We start from the raw sequence: 17076 nt of genomic DNA on the forward strand, positions 1-17076 counted from the left end.
AGACTTAACATCGCAACACGCGTACCCCGTGAGGTTCACTGGCCGTCGCGCGGTGTGCTCTGTGTAGAACGACTCACGGCTGGGCGAAAAATCTGAAACACCCGCTGCAGTTTTCCTTTGGGCACAATCACCAGCAGGTTACCGGCAAGCACCAGAGACACACCTGCAACGGCCTCCGCCGTCCAGCGGTAGTTTTCGAACACAGTTGAAAGCGTAAGCGCCACGATTGGGAAGAGAACCATGCAGTAGGCCGCACGTTCAGGCCCTATGCGCCCGAGCAGCGTGAGAAAACTCCCGAACCCGAGCACCGAACCAATCAGGGCCAGATAAACAAGAGAACCCGTGTAAGCCCACGTAGTTTCGAAAACAAACAGTTCACCCCGGCCCCAGGCAATGAGCGCCAATACAAGGGCGCCATAAGCCATACCGTAGGCATTGCTCTGCATGATGGGCAATTTTGAAGACTGATTGCGGGCGGAGAGCATGTTACCGAACGAGGTGATAACCGTTCCCACCAAACTCAGGATAATAGCGCGTAAGGTAGTGCCGTCGGCGTCCAGGGCGCGGATCTCTGGCAAGAACACTAAACAGATGCCCACCAGCCCAAAAGCTGCTCCGACAATAACGGAACGCGGTACGCGGTTACCAAAAAACAGCGCTCCGTTAACGATGTTCATTACTATGATCGTAGAGAACACCACCGCGATCAACCCACTGGTGATATCAGCGGCGGCCTGATAAACCAGCATATAGTTGAACCCGAACAACATCAGGCCTTGGCCTGCCATCCATAGATGCTGCTGAAAGCCGAATTTCATATTACGTTTGGTCAGGCAGCACCAGAGCATCAGCACCAACGCGGCCAGCCCAAATCGGTAGGCAATGGACACGTCACCGGGCACTTCCCCCAGCTGCAAAGGTATCGCAATAAACGTCGATCCCCAGATCAACACCGTCGATAAATAGAGCACAAAGGTATTCGTCAGCATAGGTAGAGAGGCCTGCAACCGTAATCAAAAACCGGCTACGTTTAACTCGCTACCGATCCAACATTAAGAGGATTCATTCTCCTCCTTATAGTTATCTTGCTCAATAGTTATTGTGCTGACCGATCCAGACATAAGTCGTTGCGGGGTGGGATTACGGGGCACAGAAAGCCGTGCCCCGGCATGCCCTATTCCGGATTATAAAGACGCTGGATGCTGGAAAAATCCAGTGTTCCGTTGCCCTGCCCGGCATGGAGCTCAAATAAGTTGCGGGCGAGAGAGCCCATGGGAATCGCTGCGTGATTTTTTACGGCATTATCAAAGGCCAACCCGAGATCCTTGTTCATCAGATTCACCAAAAAGCCACCTTCGTATCCCCGTGACGCGGGCGCAGCTTCCATCACACCAGGCCAAGGATTGTAGCCGTTCAGCGCCCAGTTGCCGCCGGAACTCTGCTTCATGATTTCTGAGAGAACTGCTGGATCCAGCCCATTTTTCACACCCAAGGCCAAAGCTTCACTGGTGCCTGCCATAAGGATAGCTAGCAGCATATTATTGCAAATTTTGGCAATCTGACCCGCCCCACTTTCGCCGGCGTGGAAGATGTTCTTGCCCATGGCTTCCAGAATCGGCTTTGCCTTGCTGAAGGTCTCTTCGTCGCCACCGCAAATGAAGGTGAGGGTGCCGGCTTTGGCACCGCCCACACCACCGGAGACAGGGGCATCGATGAATGGGATGTTCTTAGCTTTAGCTTGTTCAGCCACGACGCGAGACGTTTCTGGTGCGATCGTTGATGAATCCACTACCAGAGTGCCCTCAGGCAAACTAGCCAGCAGGCCATCATCGCCCAGGTACACTGCCTCAACGTGTTGGCCCGCTGGCAGCATGCTGATTACGCATTCAGCTCCTTTGACTGCGTCATGAGCCGTGTCTGCGGTTTTCGCACCCTCGGAAACCAATGCCGCTACCGCGTCTTTTGACAGGTCAAACACCGTTACGTCGTGGCCGGCTTTCATAAGATTGCTGGCCATAGGGCCACCCATGTTGCCCAGACCAATAAAGGTAATCGTCGCCATAATCATCCCCTTGTTTTTGTATTCGGTTGAGTAGGCCGCGGCTCTTATCCAGCAGCTAGTCGGCCTGTTTGGCTAGTTTTCGAAAAAACTGTCTATCCACTCGCTGTCCATTTCCGCCAGCGATGCGTAGCGCCAGCGGGGCTGCTTGTCTTTATCAATCAGGAGCGCACGCACCCCTTCGACAAACTCCCCTTTGCTCAAACAGTTCTTAGATAGCGTGAGTTCTTTATCAAGAACTTCACTAAGGCTATCTAAGCGGCAGTTACGCAGATGCTGCCAGCACAGGGCCAGCGACGTAGGAGACGCGGCCTCAAGCGGCCGAGTTGCTTTGGCCAGCCAACCCTCACCGTTCGAGAGCTCCATCATCTGCGCAACCATCTCGGTCAGGCTGTCGGCATCGGTTACACGGTTGATCTCATCAAAATGAGTCCGCACTGGGGACTCCGGCAATGCATCCGTGCTTTGATTCTCGTGCTGCCTAAGCACACTACCCACCACCGCAAAAGCATCTTTACCCTGCCAGTTGTGAGCAGTCAGATCCGCGACCACGGCAGCTTTCAAATCATGTTTGATGAAGCGATCGGCAAGGCCAACAAATAGTGCATCGGCCGCGTTCATGCGGGCACCTGTCAGCCCCAAAAACAACCCTGTGCGGCCTGGAGTGCGATTCAGGAACCAGCCCGCAGCGACGTCTGGATATAGCCCGATGCTACTCTCGGGCATAGCCAGCTTGGATGCTTCGGTTACTACCCGGTGAGAGGCGCCGGCCATGATGCCGATGCCGCCGCCCATCACTATGCCGTGGCCCCAACACACCACCGGTTTTGGGAACGAGTGGATCAGATAATCCATCTCGTATTCTTCGGTAAAGAACGCTATGCCTTCGCTGGCGCCACTTCCGCTTTGTGGCTCGGTCATGCTTCGATAAAGCGCCACAATGTCGCCGCCCGCACAAAACGCCCTATCGCCTTCCGCCTCGATCCAGACGGCACGAACATTGTCGTCCTCAGCCCAGCGTTTTAGCTGAGGTGTCAGCTGCCGAATCATCTCAAGAGAGAGGGAGTTGAGTGCTTTGGGCGTATTCAGCCTAGCCACGGCAATCATTGCGCCGTCAGCGGTTTTCCACTCTTCAAAAACAATCGGTTGATGACTATTCACAGGTTGATGACTCATAAAAATCCTTGCACCGGTATGTCTGCGGGTTTTAGCGGTTTTTCCATTCCGGTTTGCGCTTATCGAGAAAGGCGTTTACGCCTTCTTTCTGGTCTTCGGTTGAGAACAGCTCAACAAACAGCTCCCGCTCCATGCGCCAGCTATCGGTGTGGCTGCGGCCATCACGGGAACTCATCACCAGAGTCTTGCAGCGGGCGACGGAAGATGGGCTTTGCTTACACGCCATTTCAGCCAGTTCCAGCGCCTTTTCCAGGCCTTGTCCCGTAGGGACAACTTCCTCAACCAGGCCGATTTGCAACGCCTTGTCAGCCTTGACTCGCTCACCGCACAAAATCATGCGCTTGGCCCAGCCCTCGCCCACGATCCAGGGCAGATTCTGCGTGCCACCCGCACAGGGCAGCAGGCCAACAGAGGCTTCTGGCAGGGCCATCTGGGCATGCTCTTCGGCGATACGGATATCACAAGCCAATGCGCACTCCAGGCCACCGCCCATGGCGTAACCGTTTATCGCAGCAATGGATACGCCACGGAACGCCGTCAATTCTGCAAAGGCTTCACCAAAGAGCTGGGCCATTTGATTGGCCCGGGCTTTGTCGCCATCGGCAAAGGTTTTAAGATCGGCGCCCGCGGAGAAGAATTTCCCGCCCTGCCCGGTCAGAACCAACGCAAAAATGTTCGTGTCTTCGTTAAGCTCACGAATGGTTTTTGTCAGCGCTGGCAGAGAGTCCGCCGTCCAGGTATTGGCCGGCGGGTTATTGATGGTCAGTATTGCAATGTGTCCGCGTTTTTCGAGCTGAATCAGATCGCTCATCATCGTACTCCTGTTATTCTTGCGATTTATTGAATGGCCTCGGCCACACCGTTATCCAGCAGGCGGCGGGCAATAATTAAACGCATGATTTCGTTGGTGCCCTCCAGAATCTGATGCACACGCAGGTCGCGCAAATAGCGCTCCAGAGGATACTCCCGGATATAACCATAGCCGCCGTGCAGCTGCAGAGCGTCATTCACCACATCAAAGCAGGCGTCGGTGGCGAAGCGCTTGGCCATGGCACAGTGCAACGTGGCTTCTGTATCAGCATTATCCAATTTGAAAGCCCCAAGGCGCACCATCTGCCGGGCGGCTACCAAGTTGGTCGCCATATCCGCCAGCTTGAACTGCAAAGCCTGAAAGGCTGCCAAGGGTTTACCAAACTGTTCACGCTCGTGCATATAGTTGCGGGCCCGCAGCAACGCCGCTTGCGCGCCGCCCAGAGAACAGGTGGCAATGTTGAGGCGACCACCATCAAGGCCTTTCATGGCAATGGCGAAGCCGTCGCCTTCTTCACCCAGCCGGCTGGTTGCGGGAATACGAACGTTCTCAAGATTAATCGTTCGCGTAGGCTGGCTGTGCCAACCCATTTTCTCTTCGTTTTTGCCGTAGGAAATGCCGTCGGCATCCGCCGGAATCACGAAGGTGGAGATGCCTTTGGGGCCCGAGTCCGGCGCACCCGTGCGCGCCATCAGCACCAGAATATCGGTATCGCCAGCACCGGATATAAAGATTTTACTGCCGTTGATGACATAACTGTCGCCGTCACGAACCGCTTTGGTTCGCAAGCTGGCCGCATCAGAGCCCGCACCGGGTTCAGTCAGGCAGTAAGATGCAAGCCATTCACCACTAGCCAGCTTCGGAACGATTTCCTGCTTGAGGTCATCAGGCGCGAAGCTTGCCACCATCCAGGTCGCCATGTTGTGGATGGTGATGAACGCAGCCGTTGAGGGGCAGGCAGCCGCCAGCTCTTCCACGATGACAGACGTGTCTAGCCGTGAAAGACCCATGCCGCCGAGCGCTTCCGGGGTATAGATCCCCATAAAGCCCATCTCGCCGGCTTCTTTCAGCGTGTCGACCGGAAAGATATGCTCGTTGTCCCATTTGGCCGCATGGGGCGCCATGGATTTCTCAGCAAAAGTGCGGGCCGCTTCGCGAAACGCCAGCTGATCTTCAGTCAGATTAAAGTCCATCGTCAGGCTCCAGATTAAACATACCCACCCTCAACGCAATTAACGCAACTGGATCGAGAAGTTCGCTTCCGCTTCGGCTTCCACTTCACTGGAGAACCAGCGCGAGGTAACCGTTTTGGTTTCAGTATAGAAGCGCACCGCCTGCTTGCCATATGCGTGTTGATCACCGTAGAAGGAGCCCTTCCAGCCAGTGAACGAGAAGAACGGTAGGGGTACTGGAATGGGAATGTTTACACCCACCTGACCAACCTCAATTTCGTGCTGGAAGCGACGAGCTGCACCGCCGGAGCCGGTGAAGATAGATACACCGTTACCGTAAGGGCTGTTGTTGATCAGAGTGATTGCACCAGCCAGGCTTTCCTCTTCCATGCAGGCAAGCACAGGGCCGAAGACTTCCTCGGTGTAGATGTCCATTTCGGTGGTCACACCCGAGAACAAGGTAGGGCCAATCCAGTTTCCATCAGGCAAACCATCCACTGTGCAGCCGCGGCCGTCCAGAAGCAGATTCGCACCCTGTGCTTCGCCGGTGGCGATAAGGGATTCAACACGACCTTTTGCTTTGGAGGAGATAATCGGACCATAGCTGGCACCAGAATCGTTCCAGGCACCCGGGCGAACTTTCGCCATGGCTTCTTTAAGTTCCGGAATCCAGGACTGGGCTTCACCTACAAACACAGCGACGGAAATAGCCATACAACGTTGGCCCGCAGCGCCTACCGAAGCGCCCACTAAGGCGTTGAGGACCTGCTGCTTGTCGGCATCCGGCATGATGACCATATGGTTCTTGGCACCGGCGAAGCTCTGAACACGCTTCATGTTTTTGGTGCCGGTTTCGTAGATATAACGGCCAACCGGCACGGAGCCTACAAAGGAGATTGCCTTAACGGCGGGATCGGTGAGCAGTATATCCACCTGTTCCTTGCCGCCGTGTACCACCTGAAGCACACCCTTGGGCGCACCCGCTTCTTCAAACAGCTCGGCAAGACGCATGGGGGTAAGCGGATCCTGCTCGGAGGGCTTGAGTATAAAGGTGTTACCGCAGGCAATCGCCAGGGGGAACATCCACAGCGGAATCATTGCGGGAAAGTTGAACGGCGTAATACCCGTGCACACACCCAACGGCTGAATCCATGAGTGGGTATCCACCCCCCGCGCAACGTTCCCAACGGTCTCGCCCATCATCATGGAAGCAACGTTGGCCGCATGCTCAACCACTTCAATACCACGCCACACGTCACCCTTGGCATCATCAAACGTCTTACCGGTTTCTTGAGACAGTATTTCTGCGATTTCGTCGTGGTGCTCTTTCAGCAATGCCTGATAGCGCAGCATCACACGGGCACGCTCAGAAACCGGCACTTCCTTCCAGGTTTTGAATATCTCGCCGGCGGTATCTATGGCCTTACGCATCTCAGCGTCTGTGGTGCACGGTGCTCTGGCGATCACTTCGTTGGTGGCCGGGTTGGTCACGTCAATCCATTCGCTGGTCTGGCTCTGAACAAATTCACCGGCTAGGTACAGTGGAACGTTTTTCATCTCATAACCCCTGTTTGTTGTTGTGCGGGAAGCGAGCCAAAGCACGATTGCTTTAGCGATGTATAGTATGACCTTAGCACCTTCTATGGCACTTGGTGATTGACTAAATTTCGTTCGTAATGGACTATCTTTTGATTGACACACAAACAGCTGCAGCAATAAACATGACACAAACCTCCCAGTGGCCGGTCCCCAAGAACAGCATTCGCTACGTAGTACCAGCCCCCATTATTAGGCTTTTGTCTGAGCACCCCCTCACCCGGGACCTCTATCCCAGAGCGTTTGGCCACTATCGCCGCGCCACCGGCCACCACATGCACCGAGAGCATCATCGCGACAATCTTTTGATTTACTGCACAGAGGGAAAAGCGTTTTTAAACGTAGAGGGCGAGCCTTACACCATGGAAGCTGGAGATCTTTTATTGCTGCCTGCTGGCGCCAATCACCGATATACGGCCGATCCAGACAACCCCTGGACCATTTACTGGGTGCATTACACTGGGCCACTGGCCGAAGAGTTTCGAAAATACATGGGGTTCGACGACGCCACGCCAATCCGCCATCTTGGGCGGCAGCCAAGGCTGTTGGTGGATTTTAACGGCCTGCTTTCCGTTCGCCAGACAGGCTTCCGGGCCCGCGGCCTAATTCACGCAGCCAATCGTTTACGCCAACTGCTGGCAGCGGTTCCGATCAGCGTTGATGAAACCGGCCATAAGCGACAAGCGGAACTGGATGTCATCAATAACTATATGCATGAACATCTCGACGAGCGTATTACCCTGGAACAGCTTGCAGACCTAGCAGGCCTTTCTCCAGCACACTTTGCTACGCGCTACAAAGAGCAGACCGGCACTTCCCCGATCCAGCACTTTCTGCATTTGAAAGTAGAGCGGGCCTGCCAGATGCTGGACACAACAAGCCTGAGCTTTACAGAAATAAGCCACCGCCTTGGCTACGACGACGCCTATTATTTTTCGCGGCTATTCAAGAAAACCATGGGCCAGGCACCCAGAGATTACCGACATACGCCGCGGCACTGACCCAGCACATCGGGCCGGCTCTTGGCCTCCCGTTGACGACGACTTTTGTTGCGGAGATTAAACCGCTAGTCTTGGCCAAACGACGACAAATAAGAGCATCCTAATGGATACACATACCTTTGAAATTGATGAAACCTTCAATGTGCCCCGCAGCAAAGTCTTTGCTCTGTTTGCCGACCACCAAAGCTTCGGAAAACTCCTTGGGGCACCGGTAAAGCGAATAAAGAACAGCAATCAAGCGGATCCCAACGGCCTTGGTTCGGTACGCAAGCTTGGCATCGGGCCTATTGGCTTAGAAGAAACCGTAACCAGTTTCGAGCCCGACTCGCTAATCGAGTACACCATTACCAGCTTAAGCCCGATCCGAAATCATCTGGGCCGTATTCGCTTTGAGGATACGCCCGAAGGGCACACCCGCGTGCGCTATCGCATTTCATTTGACGATATCGTGCCGTTTACCGGGAAATTAGTCAGCGCAGGCTTGGAGCACGCTATACGACGTGGAATCAAGCAGGTGCCTCGACTGGCCTAGCCCGGGCTGTCAGGCGATCTCATATGAGCCCTACGGGACAGGTCAACCAAATAGGCCTGTCCCAAACTGCTATTCTTGCGTAAAATCCCGCCCTTTCCCCAGCAAGCATGAGGCAGCGCAAAAATGGGCAGAGCCTATCAGAACCGCAAACAATCCATGGCCAAAACTGCGGACGCCAAAACCAAGGTCTACAGCAAGTACGGGCGTGAAATCTACATGAGCGCAAAATCCGGTGGAACCGACCCGGATGGCAACCTGTCACTGCGGGGGCTGATTGAGCGCGCAAAAAAAGATCAGGTGCCTTCTCACGTTATCGATAAAGCCATCGATAAAGCCCGTGGCGGCGCCGGCGAAGACTACTCACCTGCCCGCTACGAAGGCTACGGCCCCGGCAACTGCATGGTGATCGTGGACTGCCTGACTGATAATCCCAACCGCACCTTCGGCGACGTTCGCCTGGCCTTCACCAAGACCAAAGCCAAGATCGGCACACCGGGCACCGTCGCCCACATGTTTGATCACAGCGCAATTTTTGTATTCAAGGGTGAAGAAGAATCCGCACTTGAAGCGCTGATGGAAGCGGATGTCGACGTTACCGATATTGAGAATGAAGACGGCCAGATCACCGTTTTCACGCCGAACACCGAATACGCTAAAGCCCGCCAAGCACTGACCGACGCCTTCGCCGACATTGATTTCGACGTGGATGACATCCAGTTCCTGCCGAAAACCACCACAGTTGTGGAGGGCGATGACATCCCGATGTTCGAGAAGTTTCTCGATATGCTGAACGAGCTAGACGACGTGCAGAACATCTTCCACAATGCGGAGCTGCCAGCGGAGTGAGCCAACCCAACCCAAAAGTGGTGATCCTTAAAACGGGTAGCACCTATCCAGCCATCAAAGACCAGTTCGGCGATTTCGACGAATGGTTCTTGAGTGGTCTATCGCCCGGGCTAGACATTACCGTGATTAATACGGAAGCCGGAGAGCTACCCGGAGACCCCACAGACTGGGATGGCATTGTGGTAACCGGTTCGCCCGCCATGGTCAGCAACCGGGAGCCTTGGAGCGAGAACGCTGCAAAATGGCTCGCACAGGCAGCAAATCAAGCTGTGCCGATACTCGGCGTATGTTATGGGCACCAACTATTGGCACACGCCCTGGGTGGCGAGGTAGGCTATCACCCTGAGGGGCGCGAGAGCGGTACCCAGCGCGTTGAACTGCTGGCCAGTGCCCAGGATGACCCACTGTTTGGTAGCATGCCAAGCACCTTCAGCGCACAGCTCACCCACAAACAGTCGGTATTACGCCTGCCACCGGGCGCCGTGTTGCTTGGCCACAACGAGTTCGAGCCGCATCAGGCATTCCGGGTGGGCAAGTGCGCCTGGGGCGTGCAATTTCATCCAGAGTTTTCTGATGCCATCATGAGAGCCTATTTGGGCGTGCAGGCTCCAGACTTGGAAAGCGAAGGGTTTGACTCACAGGATATGATCAACTCGGTTATCAGTGCTCCAGAAGCGTCGGGGTTACTCGAACGCTTTTCCGCCTTGGTTACTGAGAACAAAATCGGCTGAAATTGCATCGTAAATACGGGATCTTTATGTCATGGAAGATATTGTTCGCACTCATTATTCTGACGCTCGTCGGTGTGGGTCTCTATCATACCTACAAGCCTCTGCCTCCTGGCATTAGCCACAGCGGCGACGCACTCCCCTTGAGTGGTGCAGCACTGCTGGTGGATGCGACTTATCATCACAGCGATGGGTCAGAAACGCGCGACCATGAAATTTTTGACGAAATACTGCGCCTTATCAGCCAGGCCAAGTCCTTCGTACTGGTCGACATGTTCCTCTTCAACAGCAGCAGTCCTGAGGGCATGAAGCACCGACCTCTCTCAGAACAACTGACTAGGGCCCTGATCAGCCGGAAGGCCGAGCAGCCGGGACTGGAGATTGTTGTTATCTCTGACCCGCTGAACACCCTCTACGGAGGCTCGGTGTCGCCCTGGTTTCAGGCATTACGTCAGGCGGGCATTTCGGTAACGGAAACCAACCTGCAACCACTTCGTGACAGCAACCCGGGCTGGTCCGCATTCTGGCGGCTCTGTTGTCAGTGGTTCGGCAACAATCCCGAAGGTGGCTGGTTGCCGAACGCCATAGGATCGCAACCTGTCACCATCCGCAGCTACCTTGCGTTACCCAACTTCAAAGCAAACCATCGCAAAGTTCTGGTGACAGATGACGGGGAAAAGCTACGCGCCCTGGTAACCTCTGCCAATCCTCACGATGGCAGCAGCCGGCACAGTAATACCGCAATCAGCTTTACTGGCCCTGCGGTCATCGATGTTTTGAAGAGCGAGCAAGCGGTTCTGAACATGTCCGGCCAGACCAGTCCAACGCTTGACAGGCTGATCAGTGAGGCTAATACCAATCAGACAGCAGGCCAACAGACAGCGGGTAAGATTGCGGTAAAAACCGAATCTGCGATCTTGGATTCGGCACTTCAGATGATCAACAGTGCGCAAAGCGGAAGCCGGCTGGATCTTTCGTTTTTCTATCTCTCACACCGAGAAATTGTTGCGACCCTGCTCGACGCCCACGAACGCGGCGCGAACCTGCGCGTACTTCTCGATGCCAACAACGAAGCCTTCGGCCATCAAAAAAGCGGCATACCCAACCGACAGGTTGCTTTGGAACTTCATAAAGCCGGCGTCCCTGTTCGCTGGTGCAATACCTCCGGCGAGCAGTGCCATAGCAAATCGCTCATTCTGCGCCCAAAAGCCGGCCCTACCGAACTCCTGATGGGCTCAGCCAACTTTACCCGGCGCAATCTGGACGACCTTAATCTTGAAACCGATGTATGGGTTTCGGTACTGCCAGATTCTACGGTAGCCACAAAAGCTGTCGGATTTTTTGAACAGCAGTGGCAGTCTGGCCCCGGCAGCGACACTGTTATGAGCCTTCCCTATGAACATTGGGCCGACGATTCGATGCTGCGTTACTGGCGCTATCGCTTGATGGAAGCAACCGGGTTTTCGACATTCTGAGCTCAAAAAGAAGGTGCAGGCTTCTGAAAGATCGCTACATCCTTTTGGGGCACAGACATTGTCCAGCCCAGACGGCCGGCAATAATGGCCAGTGTCACCTCACGATAGAACACAACATGTGTGGGATCTCGCCGGTAATGCCAGTTATCAAATCGGTCATCGCAGGTTTGAAAGCACGTCATTATGCCAAGCCATCCTCCAGGCTTTAATAAACCATCCAATTGATTGAATACCTTTGCAGGGCGGTGCAAATGCTCCACCACCTCTGTGCAGGTAATAAAGTCGTACTGACGACTCAGGGCTGATTGTTCTGGATAGTAAAAGGGGTCGTAAAGCGCCACATCCATTCTCGACTCACGCAGCATTTCTGCAAGCGCTGGGCCAGGCCCACAGCCAAAATCCAGTCCTAAAGCGCCCGCATGAACACGCTCAAGCAAGGGCGTGACAAGTTTCTCGAGAAAAGCCCGATAACCCGGGTCGTCTGAATCATTGTTGTGAAGATCGTAAATCGCCCGCTCTTCATCGGGCGTAAGCCAGCTTGCCTGCGCCATAATCGTTGCTTCGCAGTTGGAACAGCGCAGGTATTCCCGCCCCTTCACTATCCGAAAGCGACTCAGCCCGCCCTGCCCACAAACAGTGCAGCCTGTGCCGTCGCAAACGCTGATTCCCGATGCTATTTTTGATACTTGTTTTGATACTTTTTTTGATACTACAGACGAATTCTGCAAGCGCTCTCCAGTCTCTTAAGCTCAGACCTAACGAATGTTTCATTGTCATATCCGGCCATGACAACCATTTCGTGACGGGCCCCGAAAATAACACAGCCCCGACCTGCCTATACTGTTCGCTAAGGAAAGCCTGCTGTATACAGCTTCCAGTAATAACAATCGTAAAACATGACGATGTTACGGGTTACACCCGTCCCAGGGACAGGAATATGGACATTTCGAATCGTATGGCCTTAGAGGTGCCTCTCATCTCGGCACGCTACGCGCGACGTTTCATTGAATTTATGGAACGCAGGGGCGTAAAACGCGCGGCCCTTCTAAACGATACCGATATAACCGAAGCCATACTGAATGATCCCGACTCCAGCATCACAATGCAGCAGATAACCTCAGTGCTGCGCAAGGCCGATTGGCTGATGAATGACGAACGGGCTGCTTTCCAGTTTGGCCAACAACTGGATCTGCCCAGCCATGGCTTACTAGGCTTTGCGGTACTCGGCCAGGACAACCCCCGGCAACTCATCAGCATGATTGTGCAGTATATCCGTGTTGGCCTTCCGCTGATGGACATGGAGCTGAGCTCAACAGGATCAACATTTCACATACGCCTGCTCGATACTTGGGGGCTAGGCGAACTGACCCCCTGCGTAATCAAAATGTATATGGGCAGTATTCATCGTGTGTCTGCAGAGGTTTGCGGGCACTTTGATATCCAATTTGCGTTCCCCGCACAACGCGACGCCAACTCATGGCAGTCACTCGCCCCGGATTGCGAATTCCACTTTGATGCGCCCTATAACCAAATAACCATGGCGCTTAAAGGACAACCTACCCAGAAAGATAATGCCAGCCTGCAGTTTCTGCTGGCCCGCAAGCGGCAAGGCGCCGGAGAAAAAGTCCGGCTGGCCGACGAAACACTGATGCAGGTGCGCGAAATGATCATGGGCCAGCCTGGCCGACCGTGCACCACCAACAACATTGCCCGACGGCTCAATATTAGTACACGCACCCTGCGCCAGCACCTTGCCAGCGCAGGCACATCGTTTCGTGAAGTAAGAAACGAAATTCGCAAAAACTTCGCGACCCTTTACCTGAACGACACAAATGTACCGCTGGAGTCCATTGCTGAAAAGCTTGGTTTCAGCGACCAAGCAAGTTTTACCAAAGCCTATCGCGCCTGCGCTGGCAGCTGCGGCATTAATGTCCGGCGCCGGAAGCGCTCTTGCCAGCCCTGTATCTACTAATCTACAGTTCACCTGCCCATTCCCACTGATCGGCGAACAGCCTATCAGTGCCGAAATCAGCGCAGATATCCCAACAAGCGCAACCGTTGGCACCCCGTTCCCCTCATTTGCTGTAACGGCGATGACACTGGTAAACGACGACTCACGCGTTGGTTTGAAACTGGTCGGCTCAAAAACCGTTGAAGGTTCAGCGGTAAACACCAACCAGATCATCACTGCAGGCCGTACCGTTGAGCAGATTGTTACCCTCACCATTCCTCAGAGTCCAATCCCTGAAGAATCCGGCGCATTCACTGTTCCGGCCAACGGCCAGGCGCCAGAATTCACATTTACCGACCAAGATGTAGGCAATGCAGAAATCCGCGTTGGCGGGCTGACACTGAATTTGGTTGCACGCACAGCCAACGGCGATATAGCTCCGGCCCCTATCGGTGAGATTACAACGAACTGTACCCTGCTCGCGGGTCAGGACAACTTGCTGCAAACCGTTACCGTGGAAGGTGACGTTGTCGAAACGCCACGCATTGCGGTAAACCGTGATGAGATAGCGTTTGGTAATGTGCAGGCTGGTGTAACCAAAGATGAAACCGTTACCCTCAGCAACACCGGCAATGCCGCACTAGGCATCAACGGTGTTTCAATTGCTGGCGCAAACGCCAGTTCGTTTATGCAGAGCAACAGCTGCAGCACTATCGCTGCCGGCGAAAGCTGTGACGTAAACGTTACCTACATTCCAGATGGCGAAGGCACTCAGAATGCAACACTGACCATCAACTCAACCGACGCAGACAACAGCTCTGTAGACGTTGCACTGAGCGGTCGCAGTGTTCTTGCGCCGATTCCTGAGATTGCCGTTACACCGGCATCTGTAAGCTTAGGCCAGGTTCAGTTGGGCCAGAGCAAATCTGCTCAGGTCACCGTTTCTAACAACGGCAACGAAACCCTGCTGATCAACAGCATCAACCTAGCCGGCCCCGACGCAAGTGAGTTCCTGCAGACCAATAACTGCACCACGGTCGCACCTGAGCAAACCTGCGCTATTGATGTGAGCTTCACAGCTGCCGCTACTGGCGTCCGTAACGCCGAGCTAGTAATCGGATCCAACGACGCTGAGAGCCCAGAAATCTCCGTTCCAGTAAGTGCAGAGGGCTTCGAAGCATCGGGCGATGCAATCGAACTTCTGTTGGGCCTGAAAGGCTCTACCTACATCAAGTCTTCAGACAGCACCTTGCCTCTTAACGGCAGCATCGCAACCCTGCTGGAGCTAGCAAGTGGTACTTTTGAGGCAGACCTAGCCATCGACCCAACGGTTGGTCACTTCTCGATCAAAATTCTGTGGAGCCGCCTGAAAGGTGTAGCGAACGTAGAATTCGAGCAGTCCGAAATGACGACCGGCTCACTGGTTAACGGAAAGCTGACTGCCAATTCCCACCTGTATGTGAAGGTGCCTAAGGTCCAGCTCAAGCTGTGGGGCATCCCCATCAGAGTTGGCGGCGGCGATCAGTGCCAGTCGATCCAGCCTGTGGATATCACTCTGATCTCAAACGAAGGCTCTAACTTCTCGCCGGCAACTGGCGGTGATGTGAGCGGTGTATACGACCTGCCGCCTCTTGAAAACTGCGGCCTGTTGACAGACGTTCTCAACCAGTTCCTGTCTGGTTCCGACAACACTATCAACCTAACGTTGACTCCGGAGCTTTAAGGAAAAAGAGGGCTTTCTGAAGAAGCCCTCGCCTGGCCAGCCGGCCTCATATCCCGGCTGGCCTTCATAACAAAAGCAAAAAAGGAATTATTATGAAAAGCCTGAAGAAATCAGTACTGGTGCTAGCAATTGCAAGCCTGTCGTTCGCGGCACACGCGGAACTCAAGCCACTTGAAGACGCCCATATGGGTAACATTACCGGCCAGGCCGGTGTCACTATTGAACTGGAAACCCAGGTCAATATTGGCGAATTCATTTACACGGATGAAGGCTCACTCTCCGTGAAGGATATTTTCATTGGCGGTGCCAATCGCACCGACATGTTTGCTGAATTTACCGATCCGGCAATCCGCAACTTCCTGTTCGCCGAGTCCAGCGACTTGATCGACAACATCAAGGTCGAAATCGATATTGCAGATGACGGTGATGCGTTGATCAACGTATTCCCACTGGTTGCTGCGCCCATCGACTTTTCCGTGAAAACCGGCGAATGGTCTCTGCAAGGGCACACCGACTCCACTGTACTGGCGAATAATTTCGCCATGGACGGTGTGGTAACAGAACTTAAAATCCGTATCGACACTGCAACTGATGAGATGAACGTGCAAACCCTGTTTGCAATCGATGATCTGGATGTTGACGTTGAGTTCCTAGCTCTCGGCATTCGCGACCTGCACCTAACCGGCGCAAGATTAGATCCGGACGACCCTATAGTTACAAAACTTGGCGCCAAAGTAGACATGGACATCTACCATGGTACTAGGGCCAATGGCGATTCAGCTCTGGCAATCGACCTGAACACCTTTGAGGCCGACATGTCCATTGGGCAGATTCTTGTTGGTGGCACCTCCATCGGCTCAGTGGCTCTGGACAACCTCTCCGTTCAGAACACTGCAATGCGGATATACGGCCACTAAGGCTAATCGAGCCTCCGGTGTTCCGGAGGCTCTCTCCCTTCAACGGGTTCCCCCCCCTTTTTTTATACGGCCCAAGGGCGCAGAAAGAAAATCTGGCTGGTATCATGCCCAAACTTTGATACGTAACCGGATAACCGATGACCAGCAATCACTCCACCCGTCTTAACAAATACATCAGCGAAAGCGGCATGTGTTCCCGCCGGGAAGCGGATCGCTACATTGAGCAGCGAGCCGTCTTTATCAATGGCAAGCGGGCCAGCGTAGGCGACCAGGTATTACCGACCGACACCGTTAAAGTAAACGGCCAGGTTATCGAGCCCCGCACGGAAGAAGATTTGGTATTTATCGCCCTGAACAAGCCGGTCGGCATCGTAAGCACCACCGATGACGCAGAAAAGTACAACATTCAGCGTTTTGTTGGCCACGGTGCGCGCATTTTTCCAATCGGGCGCCTAGACAAGGACTCACAGGGGCTGATCTTCATGACCAGCAACGGCGACTTGGTGAATAAAATCCTGCGCGCCGGCAACAATCACGAAAAAGAATACGTTGTCACGGTCGATAAGCCGATTACCAAATCGTTTATTCAAGGCATGGCCGGAGGCGTTCCCATCCTCGGCACCATGACCAAAAAATGTAAAGTGGTGCAGGAAAGCCGTTTTGTATTTCGCTTAACGCTGGTGCAAGGACTAAACCGCCAGATTCGCAGAATGAGCGAGCATTTCGGGTTTGAAGTAACGCGGCTTGAGCGCGTCCGCATTATGAACGTTAACCTGAAAGGATTAGCAGTGGGCCAGTGGCGCGACCTTACAGAGAAAGAACTCGCAGGCCTGTTTGATGCCATTCGTGATTCATCTTCCGATGGCGCACCAGACAAGCCTGCACCTGCAAGTAAGAAACCCGCTGGCAAACCCAAGCACACACCGAAACCACTGGGGTTCGGCCACAAAGCTGGGCCTAAAGCTCCGGGTGTCCGGCCTAAAATACCTGGTTCCAGACCAGAAACAGGCAAAAAGCCCAAATCGTCGAAACGCCCCAAAGCCGGAAAGCCAAGGCAGCGCAGCATCAAACGATAGCCAAAGCTGAACC

The 17076-nt window shown here is 54.1% G+C and carries 16 protein-coding genes; 9 read left to right on the forward strand and 7 right to left on the reverse strand.

Going from position 1 to position 17076, the window contains the following annotated elements:
• Nucleotides 1-35: 35 nt before the first annotated feature.
• From CPH80_RS09730 to CPH80_RS09755, 6 genes are all read right to left on the reverse strand, one after another.
• Entirely contained in the window at nucleotides 36-989 is a 954-nt protein-coding gene (locus CPH80_RS09730) for a DMT family transporter (RefSeq protein ID WP_096277321.1), read from the reverse strand.
• Nucleotides 990-1174: 185 nt separating this feature from the next.
• Nucleotides 1175-2062 (reverse strand): 3-hydroxyisobutyrate dehydrogenase, encoded by an 888-nt coding sequence (gene mmsB / locus CPH80_RS09735; RefSeq protein WP_096277323.1) that lies wholly within the window; start codon nucleotides 2060-2062, stop codon nucleotides 1175-1177.
• A 72-nt stretch (nucleotides 2063-2134) separates the two neighbouring features.
• Entirely contained in the window at nucleotides 2135-3235 is a 1101-nt protein-coding gene (locus CPH80_RS09740; RefSeq protein WP_096277325.1) for an enoyl-CoA hydratase/isomerase family protein, read from the reverse strand.
• A 31-nt stretch (nucleotides 3236-3266) separates the two neighbouring features.
• Complete coding sequence (locus CPH80_RS09745) at nucleotides 3267-4046, reverse strand: enoyl-CoA hydratase (RefSeq protein ID WP_096277327.1); 780 nt, start codon at nucleotides 4044-4046, stop codon at nucleotides 3267-3269.
• Nucleotides 4047-4072: 26 nt separating this feature from the next.
• A complete protein-coding gene (locus CPH80_RS09750; protein WP_096277329.1) occupies nucleotides 4073-5239 on the reverse strand; it encodes an acyl-CoA dehydrogenase family protein in 1167 nt (388 codons plus the stop codon).
• A 39-nt stretch (nucleotides 5240-5278) separates the two neighbouring features.
• Nucleotides 5279-6775, reverse strand: a complete 1497-nt coding sequence (locus CPH80_RS09755; RefSeq protein WP_096277331.1) for a CoA-acylating methylmalonate-semialdehyde dehydrogenase — start codon at nucleotides 6773-6775, stop codon at nucleotides 5279-5281.
• Between the two features lie 164 nt (nucleotides 6776-6939).
• Here CPH80_RS09755 and CPH80_RS09760 point away from each other — a divergent pair, with 164 nt between their 5' ends.
• From CPH80_RS09760 to CPH80_RS09780, 5 genes are all read left to right on the forward strand, one after another.
• Nucleotides 6940-7815: an AraC family transcriptional regulator gene (locus CPH80_RS09760; RefSeq protein WP_096281536.1), complete on the forward strand. Its 876-nt coding sequence runs from the start codon at nucleotides 6940-6942 to the stop codon at nucleotides 7813-7815.
• Between the two features lie 103 nt (nucleotides 7816-7918).
• A complete protein-coding gene (locus tag CPH80_RS09765; protein ID WP_096277333.1) occupies nucleotides 7919-8347 on the forward strand; it encodes an SRPBCC family protein in 429 nt (142 codons plus the stop codon).
• 123 nt (nucleotides 8348-8470) lie between these two features.
• Nucleotides 8471-9193 carry a YebC/PmpR family DNA-binding transcriptional regulator gene (locus tag CPH80_RS09770; protein ID WP_096277335.1) on the forward strand — a complete coding sequence of 241 codons (723 nt, stop codon included), beginning with the start codon at nucleotides 8471-8473 and terminating at the stop codon, nucleotides 9191-9193.
• Nucleotides 9190-9924 carry a glutamine amidotransferase gene (locus CPH80_RS09775; RefSeq protein ID WP_227520430.1) on the forward strand — a complete coding sequence of 245 codons (735 nt, stop codon included), beginning with the start codon at nucleotides 9190-9192 and terminating at the stop codon, nucleotides 9922-9924. Before CPH80_RS09770 ends, CPH80_RS09775 begins: the two co-directional genes overlap by 4 nt.
• Nucleotides 9925-9950: 26 nt before the next feature.
• The gene (locus CPH80_RS09780; RefSeq protein WP_096277337.1) at nucleotides 9951-11396 is read left to right on the forward strand and encodes a phospholipase D-like domain-containing protein; all 1446 of its coding nucleotides are present in this window, start codon (nucleotides 9951-9953) and stop codon (nucleotides 11394-11396) included.
• Nucleotides 11397-11398: 2 nt separating this feature from the next.
• Here CPH80_RS09780 and CPH80_RS09785 read toward each other — a convergent pair whose 3' ends face one another.
• On the reverse strand, nucleotides 11399-11947 hold the full coding sequence (locus CPH80_RS09785; protein ID WP_096277339.1) for a class I SAM-dependent methyltransferase: 549 nt from the start codon (nucleotides 11945-11947) through the stop codon (nucleotides 11399-11401).
• A gap of 386 nt (nucleotides 11948-12333) precedes the next feature.
• Here CPH80_RS09785 and CPH80_RS09790 point away from each other — a divergent pair, with 386 nt between their 5' ends.
• From CPH80_RS09790 to rluF, 4 genes are all read left to right on the forward strand, one after another.
• A complete protein-coding gene (locus CPH80_RS09790) occupies nucleotides 12334-13368 on the forward strand; it encodes an AraC family transcriptional regulator (protein WP_227520431.1) in 1035 nt (344 codons plus the stop codon).
• The gene (locus tag CPH80_RS09795) at nucleotides 13325-15070 is read left to right on the forward strand and encodes a choice-of-anchor D domain-containing protein (protein WP_227520432.1); all 1746 of its coding nucleotides are present in this window, start codon (nucleotides 13325-13327) and stop codon (nucleotides 15068-15070) included. The genes CPH80_RS09790 and CPH80_RS09795 overlap by 44 nt, the downstream gene beginning before the upstream one ends.
• A 92-nt stretch (nucleotides 15071-15162) precedes the next feature.
• Nucleotides 15163-15987 carry a DUF6160 family protein gene (locus CPH80_RS09800; RefSeq protein ID WP_096277343.1) on the forward strand — a complete coding sequence of 275 codons (825 nt, stop codon included), beginning with the start codon at nucleotides 15163-15165 and terminating at the stop codon, nucleotides 15985-15987.
• A 137-nt stretch (nucleotides 15988-16124) separates the two neighbouring features.
• The gene (gene rluF, locus CPH80_RS09805) at nucleotides 16125-17063 is read left to right on the forward strand and encodes a 23S rRNA pseudouridine(2604) synthase RluF (RefSeq protein WP_096277345.1); all 939 of its coding nucleotides are present in this window, start codon (nucleotides 16125-16127) and stop codon (nucleotides 17061-17063) included.
• The last annotated feature ends 13 nt before the right edge of the window (nucleotides 17064-17076 follow it).

This window comes from Marinobacter sp. LV10R510-11A, assembly GCF_900215155.1.
Classification (GTDB): Bacteria; Pseudomonadota; Gammaproteobacteria; order Pseudomonadales; family Oleiphilaceae; genus Marinobacter.

Excerpts from the sequence above, each read along its gene's own strand:
- CPH80_RS09730 (WP_096277321.1), bottom strand. The coding sequence starts at position 989 with ATGCTGACGAATACCTTTGTGCTCTATTTATCGACGGTGTTGATCTGG.
- mmsB (WP_096277323.1), bottom strand. The coding sequence starts at position 2,062 with ATGGCGACGATTACCTTTATTGGTCTGGGCAACATGGGTGGCCCTATG.
- CPH80_RS09740 (WP_096277325.1), bottom strand. The coding sequence starts at position 3,235 with ATGAGTCATCAACCTGTGAATAGTCATCAACCGATTGTTTTTGAAGAG.
- CPH80_RS09745 (WP_096277327.1), bottom strand. The coding sequence starts at position 4,046 with ATGAGCGATCTGATTCAGCTCGAAAAACGCGGACACATTGCAATACTG.
- CPH80_RS09750 (WP_096277329.1), bottom strand. The coding sequence starts at position 5,239 with ATGGACTTTAATCTGACTGAAGATCAGCTGGCGTTTCGCGAAGCGGCC.
- CPH80_RS09755 (WP_096277331.1), bottom strand. The coding sequence starts at position 6,775 with ATGAAAAACGTTCCACTGTACCTAGCCGGTGAATTTGTTCAGAGCCAG.
- CPH80_RS09760 (WP_096281536.1), top strand. The coding sequence starts at position 6,940 with ATGACACAAACCTCCCAGTGGCCGGTCCCCAAGAACAGCATTCGCTAC.
- CPH80_RS09765 (WP_096277333.1), top strand. The coding sequence starts at position 7,919 with ATGGATACACATACCTTTGAAATTGATGAAACCTTCAATGTGCCCCGC.
- CPH80_RS09770 (WP_096277335.1), top strand. The coding sequence starts at position 8,471 with ATGGGCAGAGCCTATCAGAACCGCAAACAATCCATGGCCAAAACTGCG.
- CPH80_RS09780 (WP_096277337.1), top strand. The coding sequence starts at position 9,951 with ATGTCATGGAAGATATTGTTCGCACTCATTATTCTGACGCTCGTCGGT.
- CPH80_RS09785 (WP_096277339.1), bottom strand. The coding sequence starts at position 11,947 with ATGGCGCAGGCAAGCTGGCTTACGCCCGATGAAGAGCGGGCGATTTAC.
- CPH80_RS09790 (WP_227520431.1), top strand. The coding sequence starts at position 12,334 with ATGGACATTTCGAATCGTATGGCCTTAGAGGTGCCTCTCATCTCGGCA.
- CPH80_RS09795 (WP_227520432.1), top strand. The coding sequence starts at position 13,325 with ATGTCCGGCGCCGGAAGCGCTCTTGCCAGCCCTGTATCTACTAATCTA.
- CPH80_RS09800 (WP_096277343.1), top strand. The coding sequence starts at position 15,163 with ATGAAAAGCCTGAAGAAATCAGTACTGGTGCTAGCAATTGCAAGCCTG.
- rluF (WP_096277345.1), top strand. The coding sequence starts at position 16,125 with ATGACCAGCAATCACTCCACCCGTCTTAACAAATACATCAGCGAAAGC.